The 17,925-nt window shown below is 46.2% G+C and carries 17 protein-coding genes and 3 riboswitches; of the genes, 12 read left to right on the top strand and 5 right to left on the bottom strand.

Features of this window, described 5'->3' with window-relative positions; translation table 11 throughout:
- The first annotated feature begins 46 nt into the window (after window positions 1-46).
- The 5 genes from LF822_RS16640 to LF822_RS16620 all read left to right on the top strand — a co-directional run bounded on the left by LF822_RS16640 (window position 47) and on the right by LF822_RS16620 (window position 5,680).
- Window positions 47-1,408 (top strand): GntP family permease, encoded by a 1,362-nt coding sequence (locus tag LF822_RS16640; protein ID WP_253925206.1) that lies wholly within the window; start codon window positions 47-49, stop codon window positions 1,406-1,408.
- A gap of 104 nt (window positions 1,409-1,512) precedes the next feature.
- Entirely contained in the window at window positions 1,513-2,529 is a 1,017-nt protein-coding gene (locus tag LF822_RS16635) for a Gfo/Idh/MocA family protein (RefSeq protein WP_253925205.1), read from the top strand.
- Window positions 2,530-2,717: 188 nt separating this feature from the next.
- Window positions 2,718-3,980, top strand: coding sequence for an ammonium transporter (locus LF822_RS16630; RefSeq protein ID WP_253925204.1), 1,263 nt, complete (start codon window positions 2,718-2,720; stop codon window positions 3,978-3,980).
- A gap of 24 nt (window positions 3,981-4,004) precedes the next feature.
- Entirely contained in the window at window positions 4,005-4,967 is a 963-nt protein-coding gene (locus LF822_RS16625) for a DUF294 nucleotidyltransferase-like domain-containing protein (RefSeq protein WP_253925203.1), read from the top strand.
- Entirely contained in the window at window positions 4,964-5,680 is a 717-nt protein-coding gene (locus tag LF822_RS16620) for an exonuclease domain-containing protein (protein ID WP_253925202.1), read from the top strand. The genes LF822_RS16625 and LF822_RS16620 overlap by 4 nt, the downstream gene beginning before the upstream one ends.
- Before the next feature lie 276 nt (window positions 5,681-5,956).
- Here the strand turns inward: LF822_RS16620 and LF822_RS16615 are convergent, their stop codons facing one another.
- The 5 genes from LF822_RS16615 to LF822_RS16595 all read right to left on the bottom strand — a co-directional run bounded on the left by LF822_RS16615 (window position 5,957) and on the right by LF822_RS16595 (window position 12,252).
- Window positions 5,957-7,450, bottom strand: coding sequence for a sodium:solute symporter family protein (locus LF822_RS16615; RefSeq protein ID WP_253925200.1), 1,494 nt, complete (start codon window positions 7,448-7,450; stop codon window positions 5,957-5,959).
- Window positions 7,451-7,545: 95 nt separating this feature from the next.
- Window positions 7,546-7,971, bottom strand: a complete 426-nt coding sequence (locus LF822_RS16610; protein WP_253925199.1) for a Zn-ribbon domain-containing OB-fold protein — start codon at window positions 7,969-7,971, stop codon at window positions 7,546-7,548.
- Window positions 7,968-9,131 carry a thiolase family protein gene (locus tag LF822_RS16605; RefSeq protein WP_253925198.1) on the bottom strand — a complete coding sequence of 388 codons (1,164 nt, stop codon included), beginning with the start codon at window positions 9,129-9,131 and terminating at the stop codon, window positions 7,968-7,970. The genes LF822_RS16610 and LF822_RS16605 overlap by 4 nt, the downstream gene beginning before the upstream one ends.
- Window positions 9,132-11,078 (bottom strand): acetoacetate--CoA ligase, encoded by a 1,947-nt coding sequence (locus tag LF822_RS16600; protein ID WP_253925197.1) that lies wholly within the window; start codon window positions 11,076-11,078, stop codon window positions 9,132-9,134.
- Window positions 11,079-11,097: 19 nt separating this feature from the next.
- Window positions 11,098-12,252, bottom strand: a complete 1,155-nt coding sequence (locus LF822_RS16595) for an acetyl-CoA C-acyltransferase (protein WP_253925196.1) — start codon at window positions 12,250-12,252, stop codon at window positions 11,098-11,100.
- Window positions 12,253-12,312: 60 nt separating this feature from the next.
- Window positions 12,313-12,419, bottom strand: a riboswitch (SAM riboswitch).
- Window positions 12,420-12,486: 67 nt separating this feature from the next.
- Window positions 12,487-12,592: riboswitch (SAM riboswitch) on the bottom strand.
- Window positions 12,593-12,760: 168 nt separating this feature from the next.
- Between LF822_RS16595 and LF822_RS16590 the strand changes: the two genes are divergently transcribed.
- From LF822_RS16590 to LF822_RS16560, 7 genes are all read left to right on the top strand, one after another.
- The gene (locus LF822_RS16590; protein ID WP_253925195.1) at window positions 12,761-13,297 is read left to right on the top strand and encodes a 3-dehydroquinate synthase II domain-containing protein; all 537 of its coding nucleotides are present in this window, start codon (window positions 12,761-12,763) and stop codon (window positions 13,295-13,297) included.
- Between the two features lie 89 nt (window positions 13,298-13,386).
- On the top strand, window positions 13,387-13,833 hold the full coding sequence (locus LF822_RS16585; protein ID WP_253925194.1) for a YueI family protein: 447 nt from the start codon (window positions 13,387-13,389) through the stop codon (window positions 13,831-13,833).
- A gap of 115 nt (window positions 13,834-13,948) precedes the next feature.
- A riboswitch (TPP riboswitch) is annotated at window positions 13,949-14,060 on the top strand.
- 108 nt (window positions 14,061-14,168) lie between these two features.
- Entirely contained in the window at window positions 14,169-14,774 is a 606-nt protein-coding gene (locus LF822_RS16580; protein ID WP_253925192.1) for a thiamine phosphate synthase, read from the top strand.
- Entirely contained in the window at window positions 14,767-15,900 is a 1,134-nt protein-coding gene (gene thiO, locus LF822_RS16575) for a glycine oxidase ThiO (protein ID WP_253925191.1), read from the top strand. Before LF822_RS16580 ends, thiO begins: the two co-directional genes overlap by 8 nt.
- On the top strand, window positions 15,884-16,087 hold the full coding sequence (thiS, locus tag LF822_RS16570; RefSeq protein ID WP_253925190.1) for a sulfur carrier protein ThiS: 204 nt from the start codon (window positions 15,884-15,886) through the stop codon (window positions 16,085-16,087). The genes thiO and thiS overlap by 17 nt, the downstream gene beginning before the upstream one ends.
- Before the next feature lie 3 nt (window positions 16,088-16,090).
- The gene (locus tag LF822_RS16565) at window positions 16,091-16,855 is read left to right on the top strand and encodes a thiazole synthase (RefSeq protein ID WP_253925189.1); all 765 of its coding nucleotides are present in this window, start codon (window positions 16,091-16,093) and stop codon (window positions 16,853-16,855) included.
- Window positions 16,855-17,871: a ThiF family adenylyltransferase gene (locus LF822_RS16560; protein WP_253925188.1), complete on the top strand. Its 1,017-nt coding sequence runs from the start codon at window positions 16,855-16,857 to the stop codon at window positions 17,869-17,871. The genes LF822_RS16565 and LF822_RS16560 overlap by 1 nt, the downstream gene beginning before the upstream one ends.
- The last annotated feature ends 54 nt before the right edge of the window (window positions 17,872-17,925 follow it).

The raw sequence follows: 17,925 nt of genomic DNA, 5'->3' as shown, positions 1-17,925 counted from the left end.
CAGATTATGAAACTAATTACATTACTATTGAAAGGAGCGGATTAAAATGTCTGCAGCAGGATTAATATTGCTTGCCGCTTTCGGTGTCGCGTTATTACTTTTCCTTGTGATCAGAACAAAGTTACAGGCGTTTATAGCCTTGATTCTCGTCAGTTATATTGTAGGTCTTCTCTCTGGGATGAGTTCTGGAGAAGTATTGGATGCCGTGTCGGAAGGTATGGGAGGAACAGTGGCTGAAGTCGCCATCATCATCGGGATTGGTGCCATGTTCGGTGAAATCCTGAAAGCTTCCGGCGGAGCAGAACGTTTAGCTTTGACGCTTATGAATAAATTTGGAGAAAAACGTGTGAACTGGGCGATGGTGCTGACAGGTTTTATCATTTCTATTCCTGTATTCCTTGATGTCGCTTTTGTAATTTTAGTACCGATCCTGTACAGCCTGGCTCAGAAAACAGGTAAATCACTCTTGTACTATGGAATTCCGCTGTTGGCCGGGTTAGCCGTTACCCACAGCTTCGTTCCACCTACACCGGGACCCATTTCAGTGGCTTCTCTGCTTGGGGCTAACATTGGCTGGGTAATCCTATTTGGTTTCCTGGCTGGAATACCCGCAGCGATTCTTGCGGGGCCGGTCTTTGGTACGTACATCGCTAAGAAAATTCATGCGACTGTGCCAAAAGAGATGATGAGAAATATGGCGGAGGAAGCGAAAGGCAAGCAATATGATAAAGACCTGCCAAGCTTCCGAATGATTGCTGGCCTGATTTTGCTGCCGTTGTTTTTAATCCTGCTGAATACGTTCGGCTCTCTTTTACTTCCGGAGGAAAGTACATGGGTATCTGTCTTGACTTTCATTGGTGATCCAGGTGTAGCATTGACTATTACAGCACTGGTCACTTTCTATTTATTAGGTACACGCCGTGGATACTCTAAGGAAGAAATTCAGGAAATTGCAACGAAATCCCTGGAGCCTGCCGGTGTTATTATTTTGATTACCGGAGCCGGCGGTGTATTCGGAACGGTGCTGGTTGAAGCCGGAATCGGAGATGTACTAGCTGATACGATGAGTAATCTCAACATGCCGATCATTGTATTTGCTTTCATTGTTGCATCAGCAGTACGTATTGCACAAGGTTCAGCTACGGTAGCGATGGTAACAGCCGCCAGTCTGATCTCGCCTGTTATCGATACGCTCGGTATAGAAGGCCCGATGCTGGCCCTGCTCGTGATTACGATCGCTTCCGGGGCGACCATTGCTTCCCACGTGAATGATTCAGGGTTCTGGATGGTTAACCGATTCTTTGGATTATCGGAGAAGGACACGTTAAAGTCATGGACGGTAATGGAAACGATTATCGCCCTGGTCGGGTTTAGTGTCACTCTTGTTATAAGCTTCTTTATTTCATAAAAAAGGAAGCATGATGGGTCCTCTTATATAGAGGGCCTTTTCTCTTTAGAAGGAAGATGTTTTCTCGCGGCAGTATGCTAAGCTGATAAAAAAGGAGGCAGTTTATGAAAATTCATAAAATCATTGTGGCAGGATGCGGAACGATGGCTCATACCTGGTTAGACTATGCTTCTCAGCGTAATAACGCAGAGGTGGCCGGGGTCGTTGACGTAAATGCAGCAGCAGCAAAAGAATTAGCTGAGAGTCACAGCCTGCAGGTTCCTGTCTTTACAAATCTCGCCGACGCACTCGAGCAGACGGATGCCTCGCTTGTATTTGATGTCACTGTACCGGCTGCTCACAAACAGGTTGTGACGACAGCACTTAAAGGTGGCTGTCATGTATTTGGAGAGAAACCAATAGCTGAAACTTTAAAAGACGCAAGTGAAGTAGTAAAAACAGCCCAGAAAACGGGAAAGAACTATTTTGTAATGCAAAACCGCAGGTACCAAAAAGAAATACGGGCGTTTAAATACCTTTTAGACAGCCGGGTGATCGGCCGGATTGGATCGATCCATGCTGATTTTTTCCTGGGACCTCATTTTGGAGGATTCCGGGAAGCAATGAAAAGCCCGCTTATTATGGATATGGCCATACATACATTCGATCAGGCTCGTTTTATAACGGGAGCGGATGCGGTTTCTGTGTATTGTCACGAATACAATCCACCCGGATCCTGGTATGAAGGCGATTCCTCGGCTGTTTGTATTTTTGAAATGAGTGACGGCTCCATATTTACGTACCGCGGCTCGTGGTCGGCAGTTGGTCATTCAACGTCGTGGGAAGCAGACTGGCGGGTGATGGGAAGTAAAGGATCGGTTCGTTGGAATGGCAGCGACGATCCGGCTTGTGAAATCATCGACGAATCTCGTCCTCAAGGTTTCATGGATAGCGTGAAAGTTGTTGAAGAGGAGAATGCATGGTCTGGACGGGAAGGGCATTTCGGCTGTCTGGATGAGATGTTTGCTGCTCTGGAGGAAGCGAGACCCGCAGAAACGGATTGCCGGGATAACTTTAAAAGTATGGAAATGGTGTTTAAGGCAATGGAAAGTGCAAGGTCTGGAAAGAAAATCACATTTTAATACAGGGCAGCAAAGCCTCTCATTCGTTCTAATAACGGTTGGGAGGCTTTTTACGTAGTGTGGATAATTATAAAAACGCATTCATTTTATAAATTTTCAAAAAATTATTGTGTTCAGCTTTAGGCTTTGTTAGTATATTAATTAACATACAATGTTAGAAAATATGACATGAAGGAGAAGGACACAAAATGGATGCTACTTTTTTGATGAATAACTTATGGATTATCGTGTGTACGGTACTGGTTTTTCTTATGCAGGGTGGATTTATTCTTCTTGAAGCAGGTTCGACGAGAATGAAGAACGCGGGTCACATTGCAGGGAAGACAGTGTTTACAGTTGGGATTGTGTCGCTGGTGTTCTGGGCAGTAGGTTATGGTCTGATTTATGGTGAAGGTAATGCTCTTATAGGTTTTTCTGATTTCTTCTATGGTGATGCATCGACAATGGGAGAAGGGCTGGCTGGCTCTGTTGATTTCATGTTCCAGCTTGTATTTGCAGCCATTGCAATGACGATTGCGTTTGGCGGATTTGCTGAACGTGCGAAGTTGATTGCTTATGTTATCTTTGCAGTTCTGTTTTCAATCGTGATTTACCCTGTAATTGCTCACTGGATCTGGGGCGGCGGCTGGTTAGCTGATCACGGTAAACAGGACTTTGCCGGTTCAACCGTTGTTCACTTAACAGGTGCAGCAGCTGCTCTTGCGGCAACGATTATACTTAAACCGCGTTTCGGAAAGTACAATAAAGATGGATCCTCGAATGAAATTGCGGGTCACAACCAGGTATTCACAGCTTTAGGGGTTCTGCTTCTATGGGTCGGCTGGTTCGGTTTTAATGCAGGAAGTACGTTTGGGGTAGAGGATGCATTCTTTGGATACGTTGCTTTGAACACGCAGCTTGCAGCAGGTGCTGGTGCAATTGGTGCAATGCTGATGGTATGGGCTGTAACTGGTAAAGCGGATGTGCCGACGACGTTAAATGGTGCACTTGCGGGTCTGGTTGCGATTACTGCATCTTGTGCGTTTGTTGAGCCCTGGGCAGCTGTTTTGATCGGTTTAGTCGGTGGAGCGTTTGTATTCTTCAGTATGAGGTTTTTTGATAAGAAAAAAATTGACGATCCAATCTTCGCGCTTTCTGTGCACGGTACAGTTGGTATTTGGGGAACGCTGTCTAACGGACTATTTGCTACACCGGAACTAGCTTCTGTCGGCCGTCCGGGATTGTTCTACGGCGGCGGCTTTGAGCAGCTTGGTGTTCAGCTTATGGGAGTTGTTGCTTGTGGTCTTTATGCCTTCCTCGTTTCTTTTATCATTTTGAAGGTTATGGATAAAGTGAAGGGCAGTATACGTGTAACGGAAGAAGAGGAAATTATGGGGCTTGATATTAGTGAGCATGGCGGGTATGGTTACCCAGAGAACCTTACAACCTCTAATACCAAATCTGGAGCGTAATCGCGCTCGAAGGAATGGATACGAATGTTTCAAACCTATGAAGATATAAAGCAATGGCGTCTTGAGACGATACCGTCCATTGCCGATGATCATTTTCAATTAAATGCTTTTCACGATCAAGTAATGTATCAAACCGTAGGGATCGCGAAAACGAAGCTGGAAAGTGAGCAGGGGATACCACCTGCTCCTTTTGCGTTCTTTCTAATGGGCAGCGCCGGACGCTTTGAACAGTCAGTATGGAGCGATCAGGATCATGGTCTTATATTTGAATCCGGTGATCAGGATTACTTTTTAAAACTGGGTGATGAAATCAGTCATGGGCTGGCGGTGGCCGGATACGAGCTGTGTGAAGGCAGGGTAATGGCTTCTAACCCGCTATGGTGTCAATCGGCCGAGGCATATAAAGAACAGGTAGGTGCGTGGCTTGAAGAAGCAAGCTGGCAGTCGATGCGGAACTTTTCGATCCTGTTTGACTCCCGTGTCTTGTATGGGGATGAAGAACTGCTGCTGCAATTAAAGCAGGACGCCTTTACGATGCTGGAGCGTGAACCGCAGCTGTATGCTCGATTGATGGAGAACTTCGAGTTTATTAAAAAGGGTGTCGGTGTATTTGGGCAGCTGCTTACCGAGCAAAGACAGGGGATGAAGGGGGAGATTCATTTAAAGGAAACAGCTTATTTTCCTTACGTGAATGCCATCCGCATCTTAGCACTGAGAAAGGGCGTGAGTGATGCATCTACGCTGGATAGGTTTATATCGCTCGGCGATACGTTCCCTTTTATTAAAGAATATGAACAGGATTTCCGCCAGCTGCTCGATTTCCGGCTGCAGTTTCGAAAAGAAGCAGCCAACTACGAGAAAGTTCATTTACTGCCAATTGAGCGCTTATCAAGAGAAGATAAACAGAAGTTGAAGTATTTGATCAGACGGGGCAACCAGCTTTTTGCCAAAGCAAAATCCATCCTTAAAGAAGAAGGTGCGCTATGAATCCGTTTATGCAATTTGTAAAGGATTTGTCTGATCGGCTTGGCAGCGGATTCTCTTCGATAAATCAGAACGACCCTTCCAAAGTAGCATATATGCGTAATCTTGAGCGGGAAATGAAGAACAGGGATGTGCTCGATATTCCTTTTGAAGAATTAAGCGTGGTCGTTTTCGATTTAGAAACGACAGGCTTCTATCCGTATAAGGGAGATCAGATCTTATCGATTGGTGCAGTTAAGGTGGAGGGAACGACTATTCTTGAAAATGAAACCTTTTATTCGCTCGTGCAATGCGATACGCCTCCTTCTCAGGAAATTGAAGAACTGACGGGCATTACCCAGGAAATGCTGGTGGCAGCAGACCCTTTACGTGATGTGTTGAAGCGTTTCTATTCCTATATTCGAAGCGATGTATTGGTGGCGCACCACGCGAATCATGAGAAGCAGTTTATGAACCACGCAACTTGGCTTGCGCTGAGGAAGAATTTTCAGCACCGCATTGTAGATACGAACTTTTTAACAAAAATTGCACATCAAGATTTGGTGAGCTTAGATGAATGCTGTGCTCATTACGATATATCAATTGAGCAGCGACACCATGCGTTAGAAGATGCGAAAGCAACAGCTAAACTGTGGGTAGAGAGTATTCGGGAAATTAAAGAGCATAACTTTACAACTCTTCAGGATGTGTATACTCATTTAGCAACTTCGAGGTAATTTATTCGACAATTAAAGCATTTCCCGGGAAATATCATACAAGTAATCGACAATAAACCGCCTTTCCTTGGCTGGAAAGGCGGTTAAGTCGCTATATTTTTCGTTAGGGCATTGTCTAACTGATTTAAGTCGTTATTATTTTTGTTGGGGACTTATCTGCTGACATTAGGGTGTTATCGCATGGCGTTATCAACTCAACCCGCATCCAAAAAAAGAAGGGAAGCCTCAGCTCCCCCTACAAATTCTCGCTTTTCCAGTCTAGGAAAGGCGATTTTATTAGCTTGATTTCTCTAAAGCGAGATCCTGTTCTGTGGTACGGACAGTTACAACACTTACAATGCCCATCACGACAAAAGATGTGAGTGAGCTGATTAACATGGCAATAAAAATATTACCGATTAATTCCTGAGTGGTAAACAATACATAAAGAGAGGCTCCGGTAATTAAAGCTGCGATTGCTCCATAGTTATTGGCTTTATTCCAAAAGTATCCAAGCGTGATTGGAGCGATAATCCCGGAGATAATCGCAGAATAGCTGAACTGGATTAAGAAAGCCAGAGAATCTGGACGTTCTAAGGAAAGGTATAGGGAAAGCAGTCCCACTCCAACCAGCGACCATTTTGCAACTTTTAACGATTGATTTTCAAGGTCTTTTTCATCTTTATTTGAAAAGAAAGAAGCAATTACGCCATACAGGTCATTCCCGATGCTTGTTGTTACACCGAGGTAAAGGCTGTCGGTACTTGACAGTATAGCTGATATAATTCCTACGATCATGATCGCAGCGATTAAACTTGGAAAGGCTTCAATTACGTACAATGGAATGGCCGAATCTGCACTATCAAGACTTGGGAACATGACGCGCGCAGCTAAACCGCCGAGTACCATGAGTGTTGAAATTATGCAGAGCACCAATCCTGCTGAAAGTGTGAAGGGTGCGAGGTCCTCTTCGTTTTCAAGCGAAAGGACTTTGTTAAGCAGGTGCGGCATTAAGATGAAGCTGAAGAGCATAAACTGTACCGCCATAATGGCTAATGCACTATTGTATGGTCCTCCGTCTGCGACAGCTGCCGTTAAATTAGGATCGATCGCATGCAATTGATCTGTCAATACACCGAAGACATTTAATCCTCCGCCGATTGTCCATAAAAAGGAGATGACAATAAGGATGGATGTAATGGCCATTAATATGCCTTGAATCCCATCGGTAATCATTTGTGCAAAGGCACCGCCAAGACCAATATAGACGATCGTAATAGCCACACCGATAATGATTCCCCAGAAGTAAGGAATGCCAATGACAGTTTCAAAAATGGTGGCAAGTCCAACGTTTTGACCGACGATATAATACACATTAAATAGAATTAATAATGAAACCAGGATTTGCAGTGCTTTGGAATTATATCGCTTGCCGAGCCATTCCGGTATAGTCGATACACGACCAAGCTTCTTGCCGTACCGCCAAAATGTTTTGGCAAACAGTAATAATCCGATCCAGGACACTCCAAAGCATCCCAGCGTGTACCAAAGGACGGCCGTCCCGTATTGATAAGCAAGACCGGGCACACCGATAAATAAGTTTGCACTTGCATAAGAAGTGGCGAAGCTTGCTCCGACGAGCCATGGGCTGACCTTTCCCCGGGCAGTAGCGAATCCCGCCATGGACTGGCTGTGGGCACGTCCTTTTTTACCTATCCACGTTACAGCGCCAAAGTAGGCAGTCAGCAATATAATTACGGTCCATAGCAGGACACTTGATTCTGTAAGCATAAGTTAATGTTCTCCTTTCTTGCCTGCGTAAAAATATTTCCATAATAGCAGTCCGCCTGCCCAGAATAGAGCGATACATAAGAAATAAGTGAGTATCATATTGTTTCCTCCTTTATTGGTTTGAAAAATGGCAGCGGATGGGGACCGGTGTTCTGGATGTCCATCTCTACTTCCATTTGATAATTGAGTTCGTCTTCGTTTACATTCAAGTGGGTGAGCAGAGATGGCCCTTCAGTGAGCTGGACAACACCGACAACATACGGGGTGTGTTCCTGCCAGGCCGGGTGCCCTGCCCGATGAATGATGCTCCATGTTTTTAATATTCCAGCTCCGGCTGCCTCTTTCCAGGTTAAGGAGCAATGAAAGCAATGAGGGCAGTGTGCCCGTGGATAGAAGATCCATTCGCTGCATTGATCGCACTGCTGAAGCATCAGCCTCCCTTCCTTAATACCGTCCCAAAACGGCTGACTTACTGAGGTGATCGTTGGTGCAGGAAGTGATATGTTTACTTGCTGACTCATTGTTCTCCTCCTAACACGAGAGCATTGGTTTCACTTAGTGTAGCTCCATTGCCTGTAACCAGTGCGTGCCCGGCTTTTGGTATTTGTCTATTGTCGGCTTCCCCGCGGAGCTGGTGAACTGCTTCGATAACGTGAGACATTCCGCCGGCTAAATCCGCCTGACCGAATCCTAACTGTCCGCCGTGTGTATTTAAAGGATATTTGCCATCATGAGAGAAGCTGTGATTTCTCATCAATTCTCCAAACCGGCCGGGCGCACACAGACCGGCACTTTCCAGCTGCACTGCTACAACGCTTGTATAGCAGTCATACAAAGAGAAAAGATCGATATCCTCTACGCTTACCCCGGCCTGTTCCAAAGCACGGGGGATGGAGTAGGTGAACGGCAGCTGATCAATCCGGGGTGCTTGACTGACAGCACGGTGAGTAATTTTTTCACCAGCTCCTTTCAAATAAACCGGCTTGTGCTGTATAACACGCGCGGCTTTCTCCTCAGAGGTGACGATGACAGCCGCTCCGCCGGCCACAGGCATGACAATTTCCAGCAGGTGGAGGGGATCCGCGATCAATGGAGAAGCAGTAATATCTTCAAGTTCGGCCGGTTTTCCATGAAAGATCGCTTTCGGATTCTTTTGTGCATTCTTTCTCGCCCAATAAGCGATACGGGCGAAATCTTCCTGCTGTGATCCATACTCCTCCATATGTTGTCGTTTCAAGAGTGCGTAAGACGTATTGGCTCCTGATGCGCCAAACGGTACATCAAATTCACGTATCGGGTTGCGATTTGGAGAGCGGAGGGTTTCCCCTTTTTCGTTCTTATTGGCAAGCACACAAACGACGGTTTCACACATGCCGGCTTCAATGGCAGCAGCGGCCCGCCAGATCATTCCCGGACCGGATGCACCGCCGAGGTCGACGGTGTTTGACATCGTGGGATCGATTCCTAAATACTCTGAAACTGTAGCTGGAACGTGCTGTGGAGTTTCCCCTACCTGAGGACCGACAAGGAGACCGTCGATTTCATGCTTTGAAATCCCAGCATCCTCAATGGCAAGACGGACTGACTCCGCAATCAGACTGAGTGTAGTTTCTCCTGATGTATAGCGGACCGGCTGTAATTCACCGATTCCTATTATGGCTCCTCTTACGTTACGCTTCATTTACAAATACTCCTTTTCTGGCAGCTCTCGGAATAATTGAAGGCTTAACGGGTTTCGTAATGAAGCTTCATTTTTAACCGTATGGCCTAATGCAGCAGTACGTGCAGCACCTTCAACCTTCTTTCCGTTAATGGTATGAGGAATGCTCTCTACCTGATAGATCCGTTTAGGCACATGACGGGGGGACGCTTTGGACCGGATCAGACGGCGCACTTGATCCGCCAGCTCTTTTGTAAAATGCTTCGTTACGACACAAAGGACGATCTCTTCGTCATTGTCCTTTGGCAGTCCAAACACGACAGAATCCTCAATCTCCGGAATATGTTCAACTACACGGTAGATTTCTGCTGTGCCGATCCGCACGCCTCCCGGGTTCAGTGTGGTATCAGCCCGTCCATAAATAATCAAAGCTTCATCAAGAGTTTGTGCGGCAAGGTCGCCATGCGTCCAAATGTCCCGGCGTTTTGAGAAATAGCTGCGCCGGTACCGTTCATCTCCGTCTTCGCCGACGAAAGTGAGCGGCATGCTCGGGAACGGCTGGGTACAAACTAAGTCCGCTTTTTTTTCATACACTGAAGCACTGCGTTCATCTAAAACATCAACGGCCATACCCAAAGCTTTACAGGCGATTTCCCCGCGTTTTACAGGGTGGACCGGGGATCCCATGACGAAGCAACCAATGATTTCTGTACCTCCGGAAATTGAGGCTAGATGGAGATCGTCCTTGATCGTGTCATAAACCCAGTCATACTGTTCAGGAGCAAGAGGCGCTCCACAGGACATAATACTTTTTAAACGTGAAAGGGAGTGCGTTGATTTTAAATGAACGTCGGCTTTCGCCAGCGATTCTAAATATTTCGGACTCGTTCCAAAATGGGTAACTCCCGCTTCATCTGCTATATCCCATAAATGAGCGATGTTATTTGATTGAACGGGTGAGCCGTCATAAAGCAGCAGGGCAGCCTCACTCGCAAGGCCGGAGACCAGCCAGGGGTACATCATCCACGCTGTGTTGGTGTACCAGAATAAAACATCATTACGCTGAACATCGCAATGGAGTTGATGCTCTTTGACATGCTGGAGCAGCGTGCCTCCGACGGAGTGAACAATCGCTTTAGGGAGACCGGTCGTTCCAGAGGTATAAAGAATATACAGCGGGTCATTGAATCCGGTCTCTGTAAACACAGGGGACTTTGCATCATTCGCACACAACTCAGCCCATGTTTTTGTTTCGACTCCCGGAAGTTCTGCTGTACCGTTTAACGTAATGACAGCCGAAAGGTCTTCAAGATTTTCTGTGGTTTCACGGATTTTCTCTTCAATGTTGAATGGTTTTTCTTTGTACTGGTATTTTAAGGATGCGAACAATACCTTAGGCGCGGCCTGTCCGATCCGGTCCACGATTCCTTTCGTCCCGAAATCTGGAGAACAGGAGGTCCAGACGGCGCCTAGAGAAGTAGCTGCAATTAAGGCAGTTAGTCCATCGATCGTATTTGTCGTTACCCCCGCTATGCAGTCCCCTTTCTGTACGCCTAAGTTCTGTAATCCTTGCTGCGCTTTCGCAACCATCTTTTTTAATTCGCCTAAGGTAATCGTGCGGCTTATTCCTGATTCCCCGGCTTCGTAAGCTGCAAGGCGATCATCGGAACCACGCAGCAGGTTTTCAGCAAAATTCAGTCTGGCGTTTGGAAACCATTCAGCGTCCGGCATAGAGGAGGAAGGAATAATAGTTGTATCTCCTTGATCCCCAATAACCCCGGCATAATTCCACACGCTGGACCAGAATTCACCTATACGCGTAATGGACCAGCGGTGAAACCTTTCGTATGGAAAAAGCGGCTGATTAACGTAGTCAGCAAATGCTTTAATATGAGAGTGATGAGATCTTTCCTCTGAAGGCTCCCAAAGCAGGGGGGAGTGTCTCTTTGATGCAGTTGATAATGTCATGAATGGATCTCCTTTCCAATTACGATTGGGGCACTTCGATAAGAATGGCCATTCCTTGGCCGCCGCCTCCGCACAGGGAAGCGATGCCTTTTCCGCCGCCTCTTCTTTTTAACTCATGAGCCAGGGTAAGTATGAGCCTGAAGCCTGTACCGCCTAATGGGTGACCGAGGGCGATGGCGCCGCCGTTCACGTTGACGCGGCTGTAATCAATTCCAAGATCCCGGCAGCTTGCAATTACTACACTGGCAAAGGCTTCGTTAATTTCATATAAATCGATGTCATCCGTCGTCAGGGAGTGTTTATCCAGCAGATGCTTAATGGCCTGTGAAGGTTTAGTCTGCAGACTCGCATCAGGGCCGGCGACTTCGGACCAGTCCACAATTTCAGCCAGCGGTGTTTTTCCAAGTTCTCTAGCTTTTTGTTCAGAGGTTACAATGCCTATGCTTGCCCCGTCCGTCATTTGGGAGGCGTTGCCGGCAGTGATGGTTCCATCCTTTGAAAAAGCAGGAGAGAGAGAGGCGAGCTTCTCTGAAGTAGTACCAGCCCTCACACCTTCATCCTGTTCTAATAATTCAGAGATCGGGCTGATTTCATCACTCAGCCTTTGATTACTTTGTGCATGGGCTGCACGCTGTTGAGAAAGGGCTGAGTAATCATCCTGGTCCTCGCGGTTAATGTCGAAGCTTCGGTTTTTCTCGTCGGTAAGAGCTCCCATGGAAACATCGGTCAGTGAGCACCATAACCCATCGTTCAGCAGAGTATCCGTAAGTCGGGTATGCCCGATACTTGAGGTTGTGCGGACGGGAGCAGTATGGGGCGCGTTCGTCATCGAATCGAACCCGCCTACGACATAGTACTCTCCTTCCTTCAGCTGAATTCTCCGTGAGGCATCAGCGATAGTAGCAATACCTCCCAGGCAGACATTATTGAGCGTAATGGCCGGAACTGCAGGGTCAAGACCTGCCTTATATGCTGCCTGCCGGGCAGGATTCTGCCCCTGACCGGCTTGAATAACCTGGGCGAGCAGTACTCCGTCTGCCTGCTTTGCTTCAGGCTGTCTTTCGAGTAAAGCCGCCAATGCTTTTTCTCCTAAATCTACGGCAGACAATTTACTTAACGCACCCTTCCATTTTCCAAAAGGGGTACGAGTACCATCTAGTAAAACGGTTTTCATTGGATTTCTCTCCTTTTCATAGAAAAAAGCTCTCCTCGATAAGAAGAGAGCTGGATTCTCTTCTTATCTATCAGGATTTCTCCTGCAGGAATTAGCACCTTTTCAAGCTTCAGCCTGATGGTTGCCGGGCGTCAACGGGCCAGTCCCTCTGCCTCTCTGGATAAGAATTACATATTCGAATGGAAAAAACCTCTCTAATCGTAATGAATAGAGAGGTTTAAGAGATGTATTATTCTCTTATCTTCCTGAGTTAAAACTCAGTAGGATTTGGCACCGTGCTATTTTATATAGCGGTTGCCGGGCTTCGCAGGGCCAGTCCCTCCACCTCTCTGGATAAGAATATCGTTGATTTTATTTTAATTGTGATCATAGCAATTAAATGGTGGAGTGTCAATGCATTTAAAAGAAATATCCGAAAATTGCTTCAATATTTATTCGCAGTGGACAAGAAAGAAGGAAACAAGAGAAAATGAATCCAGGAACTAAATGAGGAAGGTTGGATGCAGACATGAACAAAGATTATTTGGAAGTAACCAGGATTGAAGAAATCGGGGAAGGCATGAGAGTCTGCCTTGACTTAATTGATATTCTCCAGCCGTCAGACGGACTGTATATCGGCAATACAGGGCATGGCTATCTTAAAGTACTCGCTGAGAACCGGGAGTCTAAAGATTATCCCGCTCGGCCCTTTCGTATTAACTGCGGCGCCTTCCACCAATATTTATATCAGAATGCGAAGACTTATTATCTACATGAATTAACCCCGGGCGAGAAACTGACACTGGGTGATGAAGCGGCAGATCGGGAAATTGCAGTCGGACGGGTGAAGATTGAGAAGCGTCCATTTGTACGGGTGGAATGCCGCTGCGGAGAGCAGACGATATCAGCTACTCTTCAACAGTCTTCCAGTGTTTATTTATTAGAAGAAAACTTAGGCGAGGTTTCGATTTTAGATTTGAAGGAAGGACAGAAGGTGTTGGGATTATTGGATAAGCCAGGCCGGCATTTAGGAGAACAGATTGACGAGATTATTGTTGAGAAATAGAGAGGTGCCTCTCTTTTGATGTGTTTTCGTGATTGTGCGAAGATATGGGGAGAATTAATAGAAGCATCGCATAATGAGGTGAATTTCTTATGAAAAAACAAGACGTAGATGATTATTTACAGGAAGGTATCTACGGCGGCAGACAGACAAAACCAGGGGAACGCAAGCAATACCTTGGCACTCTCCGGGAGCGGATCGTTCTTGTTTTAACAAAAGGACAGGTGATGCAGGAAGCTGGAGTAGAAGAATTAAAAGAGAAGATGAAAGAGCATAAGGACGCTCAGCTGCTGTTAAACGGCGAAGTCAGCTATCGTTTTCGAAAACCTTATAGAAATATAGCTGATCAATATGATATTCACCATACGACCATTTCCAATCACGAAACAGACACCGATGCAGGGGCAATTCTGACCGTGGGTTATGCCATCGAGAAAGAAGACATTTACCTGGAAACAAAGGAAGAGCCTCGAGAGGTAAATCGTGAAAATAAAGGGGTAATTGGCTTCCTGAAGTCGTTGTTTAAATCCTCGGAATAAACGTGCATAGATTAGTAGGTCTTTAGCATTAATGAGTGGAAATCGACTGTTTTTAATAGACCTGAGCTCGTAAATGCGGTAGAGTAGACTACAAATCATTTCCAAAATTTAATAGTAGATTCACTAGGGGTGCCTTTATATAAGGGCTGAGATCAAAGTACAACTTTGGGACTCTTTGAACCTGAACTGGCTTTAACACCAGCGGAGGAAAGTGACCGTATGACAAGCGTGATATTAGAGCGATCTATATACTGCGTGCTGTTTACTCATAGACATGCCACTTTCCTAACCGGAAAAGTGGCATTTTTTAATGTCTAAATTAAAGGGGGGACGTGATGAAGCTTACTGCTGTCACGAATGGAAAATTGAATGAAGAACAGCTGCTGCCAATCATTAAGGAAATCGAGCCGCTCGTAGATTCCATTGTGTTACGTGAAAAACAAAAATCGCCTCAAGCATACCTGGAGTTCGTAAATGCATTACTAAAGGCACGGATTCCTGCCGGGAAGCTTAGGGTTCATAGTCATGCAGATATTGCTTGTATGACTGGAGTTCATAACCTTCATCTCCCGGAAAAAGGCATGACAGTAAGAGAAGTGAAAAAGGCTTATCCATTTCTTCATACAGGGCAGGCCGTCCATTCCTTATCATCCGCTATACAAGCGGAAGAAGAAGGAGCAGATTATATCATGTTCGGTCATATCTTTCCTACCGAGAGTAAGAAAGGAATGAAGTCAAGAGGGCTTAAGCAGCTGAGGGAGATCACATCGGCTCTTAGTATTCCAGTCATTGCGATTGGAGGTATCACCATAGAGAACATAAAGAAGCTGACTTCAACAAAGGCGGAAGGAGCCGCGGTTATGTCAGGGATTTTTAATGCCTCATCCCCGATTGAATCCGCACGTCTCTACCAAAAGGAGGTTCGTGAGCTGAATGAATAAGGTCTATGATGTATTAATTATTGGCGGAGGAATTATCGGTCATTCCATTTCCTTTTTCTTAAATAAATGCGGTGTTCATACCGTCGTGGTGGATAAACAGGCGAGTGGAAATAAAGCTACTCAGGCCGCAGCGGGCATGCTTGGAGTCCATACAGAAAATGAAAAAACAGGTGCCTATCACAAGTTTTGTGAAAAAAGCAGAGATTTATACGGGGGCTTACACAAGGAATTAAGAGAGATTACTTCAATCGATATTGAGCTTTCCAAATTTGGGATGGCAGAAGTGGCCGTCCATCCTGATGAAAAGAAAAGGCTGCATTCGAAAAAAATGAGCTTTCCATATCTGACTTGGGAGGAAGGACAGTCGCTTCGTGAGCGGATTCCTGCCCTGTCTGAGAATGCATTAGGAGCCCTTTTTATGCAAGAAGATGGTCACGTCGAACCACGTCAAGTCTGCGAAGCTTTGAAAAGGGCGGCCCTTTATTATGGCGGGGACGTTCTTGAAGACCAGGCCGTAATAGGTTTTAAAAAGAAGGGGGACTCCTTCACTGTTAATATGGAACACTCTACGGTTTCAGCCGAGCATGTGGTTGTTGCTTCCGGTGCAGACAGCGGGCGGTGGTTTAAAGATACCGGCCTGTGCAATCCTATCGTACCGACGAAAGGAGAGTGCTTTTCGATCAAGATGCGGGAAAAATTTTTCAACGAAGCTTTATTTTTTCGTGATTTTTATGTTGTTCCTAAGGCGGATGGACGCTGTATCGTAGGAGCTACTTCAAAGGCGGGCGACCAAAGTACAGATACTTCAGCAGGAGGTCTCTCCGATTTGATGAACCGGGTGTTTTCCCATTTCCCTGAGTGGAGGGAAGCAGCTTTTCTAAATTTTTGGTCTGGTGTCCGGCCGGGGACGGAAGACGGTGTACCTGTAATAGGAGAGCACCCTTCCATTTCGAAGCTTTACTTTGCGACAGGACATTACCGAAATGGCATTTTGCTGGCTCCGGCCACCGGTCAGCTGCTTAAAAACATGATTACTAAGAAGAAGATTGATCCGTCGATTCAAGCATTATTTTCCGCAAACCGCTTAGTTGAGAGAGGAGAGAGTACGTATGAATATTCTAGTTAACGGTCGTACGCTTGATTTTCCAAATGAAAAGGCGACCATTGCTGAGCTTCTGGAGAGTTATCAAATACAGAAAAAGATTGCAGTTGTGGAGCACAACAAACAGATTGTGAAGAAAACAGATTATGAACATACAAAACTAGCAGACGGTGACCATGTGGAAATCGTCCACTTTGTAGGAGGAGGATAAGACATGTTGAAAATAGGAGACCACACCTTTCAGTCCCGCTTAATGCTGGGAACAGGTAAATACCCGAGCTTTGCCAGTCAAAAAGAAGCCGTAAACGTATCAGGTACTGAGATATTAACCTTTGCCGTCCGGCGGATGGATATTTTTGATTCGAACGAACCGAATTTGTTAGAAGAGCTTGATTTGCAGAAATATTCCCTGCTGCCGAATACAGCAGGTGCGAAAACGGCGGAGGAAGCGGTGAGAATAGCTCGCTTAGCCAAAGCTTCCGAGCTGTGTGACATGATTAAAGTAGAGGTGATCGGCTGTGATAAGACACTGCTGCCAGATCCTTTTGAAACGATGAAGGCCTCAGTCCAGCTGCTGGAAGAAGGATTTACCGTTCTTACGTATACGTCCGATGATGTGGTGCTGGCGAGACGCTTAGAAGAGGAGGGCGTCCATGCGATTATGCCGGGGGCCTCTCCAATTGGATCCGGGCAGGGGATTGTGAACCCGCTGAACCTGCAGTTTATTATTGAGCAGGCAAACATCCCTGTAATTGTAGATGCGGGGATTGGCTCGCCTAGTGACGCATCATGCGCGATGGAGCTTGGAGCTGACGGTATTTTATTAAATACTGCGGTTTCCGGGGCTGAGGATCCGGTGAAAATGGCAGAAGCGATGAAGCTTGCGATTGAGTCCGGCCGCTTAGGCTATGAAGCGGGAAGAATTCCGCAGAAAACCTATGCGTCTAAAAGCAGTCCGGAAAGTGGGATGATCGGTTGATGACAGAGCGCTATTCCCGTCAGGAACGATTTACTCCGATCGGCCCTGGCGGTCAGGCTCAGCTCGCAAATAAGCATGTCTTTATTGTTGGTGCTGGCGCACTAGGTTGTGCTAATGCGGAAATGCTGACTCGAGCCGGAGTTGGAAAAATCACCATTATCGACCGTGATTACATCGAGTGGAGCAACCTTGGACGGCAGCAGCTCTACACCGAGAATGATGCGGCCTCGCTGAAGACGAAAGCGTCGGCAGCTGAACAGCGATTGCGGGCAATGAACTCTGAGATAAAAGTTCAAGGCATCGCACAGGAATTTGAAGCGGAAACAGCTGAAGCATTAGTAGACGGAGCAGATTTTCTAATCGACGGCACTGATAATTTTCAGACGCGTTTCGTCATTAATGATGTGGCAGCAAAGATTAAAGTGCCATGGGTTTACGGCGGGTGCTTGAAAAGCTATGGAATCGTACTGCCTATAGTTCCAGGGACAACCCCCTGCCTGCATTGTCTCATTGATCACCTGCCACAGGAAGGAAGTACGTGTGATACTGTCGGAATTATCGGGCCGGCTGTGCAGATGACAGCCGCTTATCAATCAGCTGAATGCCTGAAATTTCTTACGGGCCATTCAATGACCGTAGAAATGGTTTACGCTGATGTGTGGGGGCGTGAGTATTCTTCGATTAATATAAGCGGGCTCCTTAACCCAGAGTGCCCTTCCTGCTCCAGGGACGCCGTTTTCCCTTATTTGAAAAAGGAAAAAGGATTAAAAACTGCAATGCTTTGCGGGAGAAATACTGTACAAGTCAGACCTGATCAATTGTCTACACTCTCTCTATCAGATCTAAGCAGCCACTTAGAAAATGTGACTGATAGAATGAAAGAAAATGCAGAGCTTCTCATGTTTCATGTCGAAGACGTTCGATTCGTCGTTTTTAAGGATGGGAGGACTTTAATTCACGGTACAGAGAATGTGGAGGAAGCGAAGAAGCTGTATCAGAAGTATATCGGGGCTTAACTAGTTGATCCGCTCTTTCACTCTATTCATTGGAAAGGGAAAACTGTTGAACTG

This window comes from Halobacillus sp. A5, assembly GCF_024189315.1.
Taxonomy (GTDB): Bacteria; Bacillota; Bacilli; order Bacillales; family Halobacillaceae; genus Halobacillus_A.
The sequence above is the reverse complement of the archived record's forward strand: the minus strand, read 5'-3'. Positions and strand labels throughout refer to the sequence as shown.

What these genes read in the sequence shown, in the direction of transcription:
- LF822_RS16640 (WP_253925206.1), top strand. Translation starts at nt 47, where the DNA reads ATGTCTGCAGCAGGATTAATATTGCTTGCCGCTTTCGGTGTCGCGTTA.
- LF822_RS16635 (WP_253925205.1), top strand. Translation starts at nt 1,513, where the DNA reads ATGAAAATTCATAAAATCATTGTGGCAGGATGCGGAACGATGGCTCAT.
- LF822_RS16630 (WP_253925204.1), top strand. Translation starts at nt 2,718, where the DNA reads ATGGATGCTACTTTTTTGATGAATAACTTATGGATTATCGTGTGTACG.
- LF822_RS16625 (WP_253925203.1), top strand. Translation starts at nt 4,005, where the DNA reads ATGTTTCAAACCTATGAAGATATAAAGCAATGGCGTCTTGAGACGATA.
- LF822_RS16620 (WP_253925202.1), top strand. Translation starts at nt 4,964, where the DNA reads ATGAATCCGTTTATGCAATTTGTAAAGGATTTGTCTGATCGGCTTGGC.
- LF822_RS16615 (WP_253925200.1), bottom strand. Translation starts at nt 7,450, where the DNA reads ATGCTTACAGAATCAAGTGTCCTGCTATGGACCGTAATTATATTGCTG.
- LF822_RS16610 (WP_253925199.1), bottom strand. Translation starts at nt 7,971, where the DNA reads ATGAGTCAGCAAGTAAACATATCACTTCCTGCACCAACGATCACCTCA.
- LF822_RS16605 (WP_253925198.1), bottom strand. Translation starts at nt 9,131, where the DNA reads ATGAAGCGTAACGTAAGAGGAGCCATAATAGGAATCGGTGAATTACAG.
- LF822_RS16600 (WP_253925197.1), bottom strand. Translation starts at nt 11,078, where the DNA reads ATGACATTATCAACTGCATCAAAGAGACACTCCCCCCTGCTTTGGGAG.
- LF822_RS16595 (WP_253925196.1), bottom strand. Translation starts at nt 12,252, where the DNA reads ATGAAAACCGTTTTACTAGATGGTACTCGTACCCCTTTTGGAAAATGG.
- LF822_RS16590 (WP_253925195.1), top strand. Translation starts at nt 12,761, where the DNA reads ATGAACAAAGATTATTTGGAAGTAACCAGGATTGAAGAAATCGGGGAA.
- LF822_RS16585 (WP_253925194.1), top strand. Translation starts at nt 13,387, where the DNA reads ATGAAAAAACAAGACGTAGATGATTATTTACAGGAAGGTATCTACGGC.
- LF822_RS16580 (WP_253925192.1), top strand. Translation starts at nt 14,169, where the DNA reads ATGAAGCTTACTGCTGTCACGAATGGAAAATTGAATGAAGAACAGCTG.
- thiO (WP_253925191.1), top strand. Translation starts at nt 14,767, where the DNA reads ATGAATAAGGTCTATGATGTATTAATTATTGGCGGAGGAATTATCGGT.
- thiS (WP_253925190.1), top strand. Translation starts at nt 15,884, where the DNA reads ATGAATATTCTAGTTAACGGTCGTACGCTTGATTTTCCAAATGAAAAG.
- LF822_RS16565 (WP_253925189.1), top strand. Translation starts at nt 16,091, where the DNA reads ATGTTGAAAATAGGAGACCACACCTTTCAGTCCCGCTTAATGCTGGGA.
- LF822_RS16560 (WP_253925188.1), top strand. Translation starts at nt 16,855, where the DNA reads ATGACAGAGCGCTATTCCCGTCAGGAACGATTTACTCCGATCGGCCCT.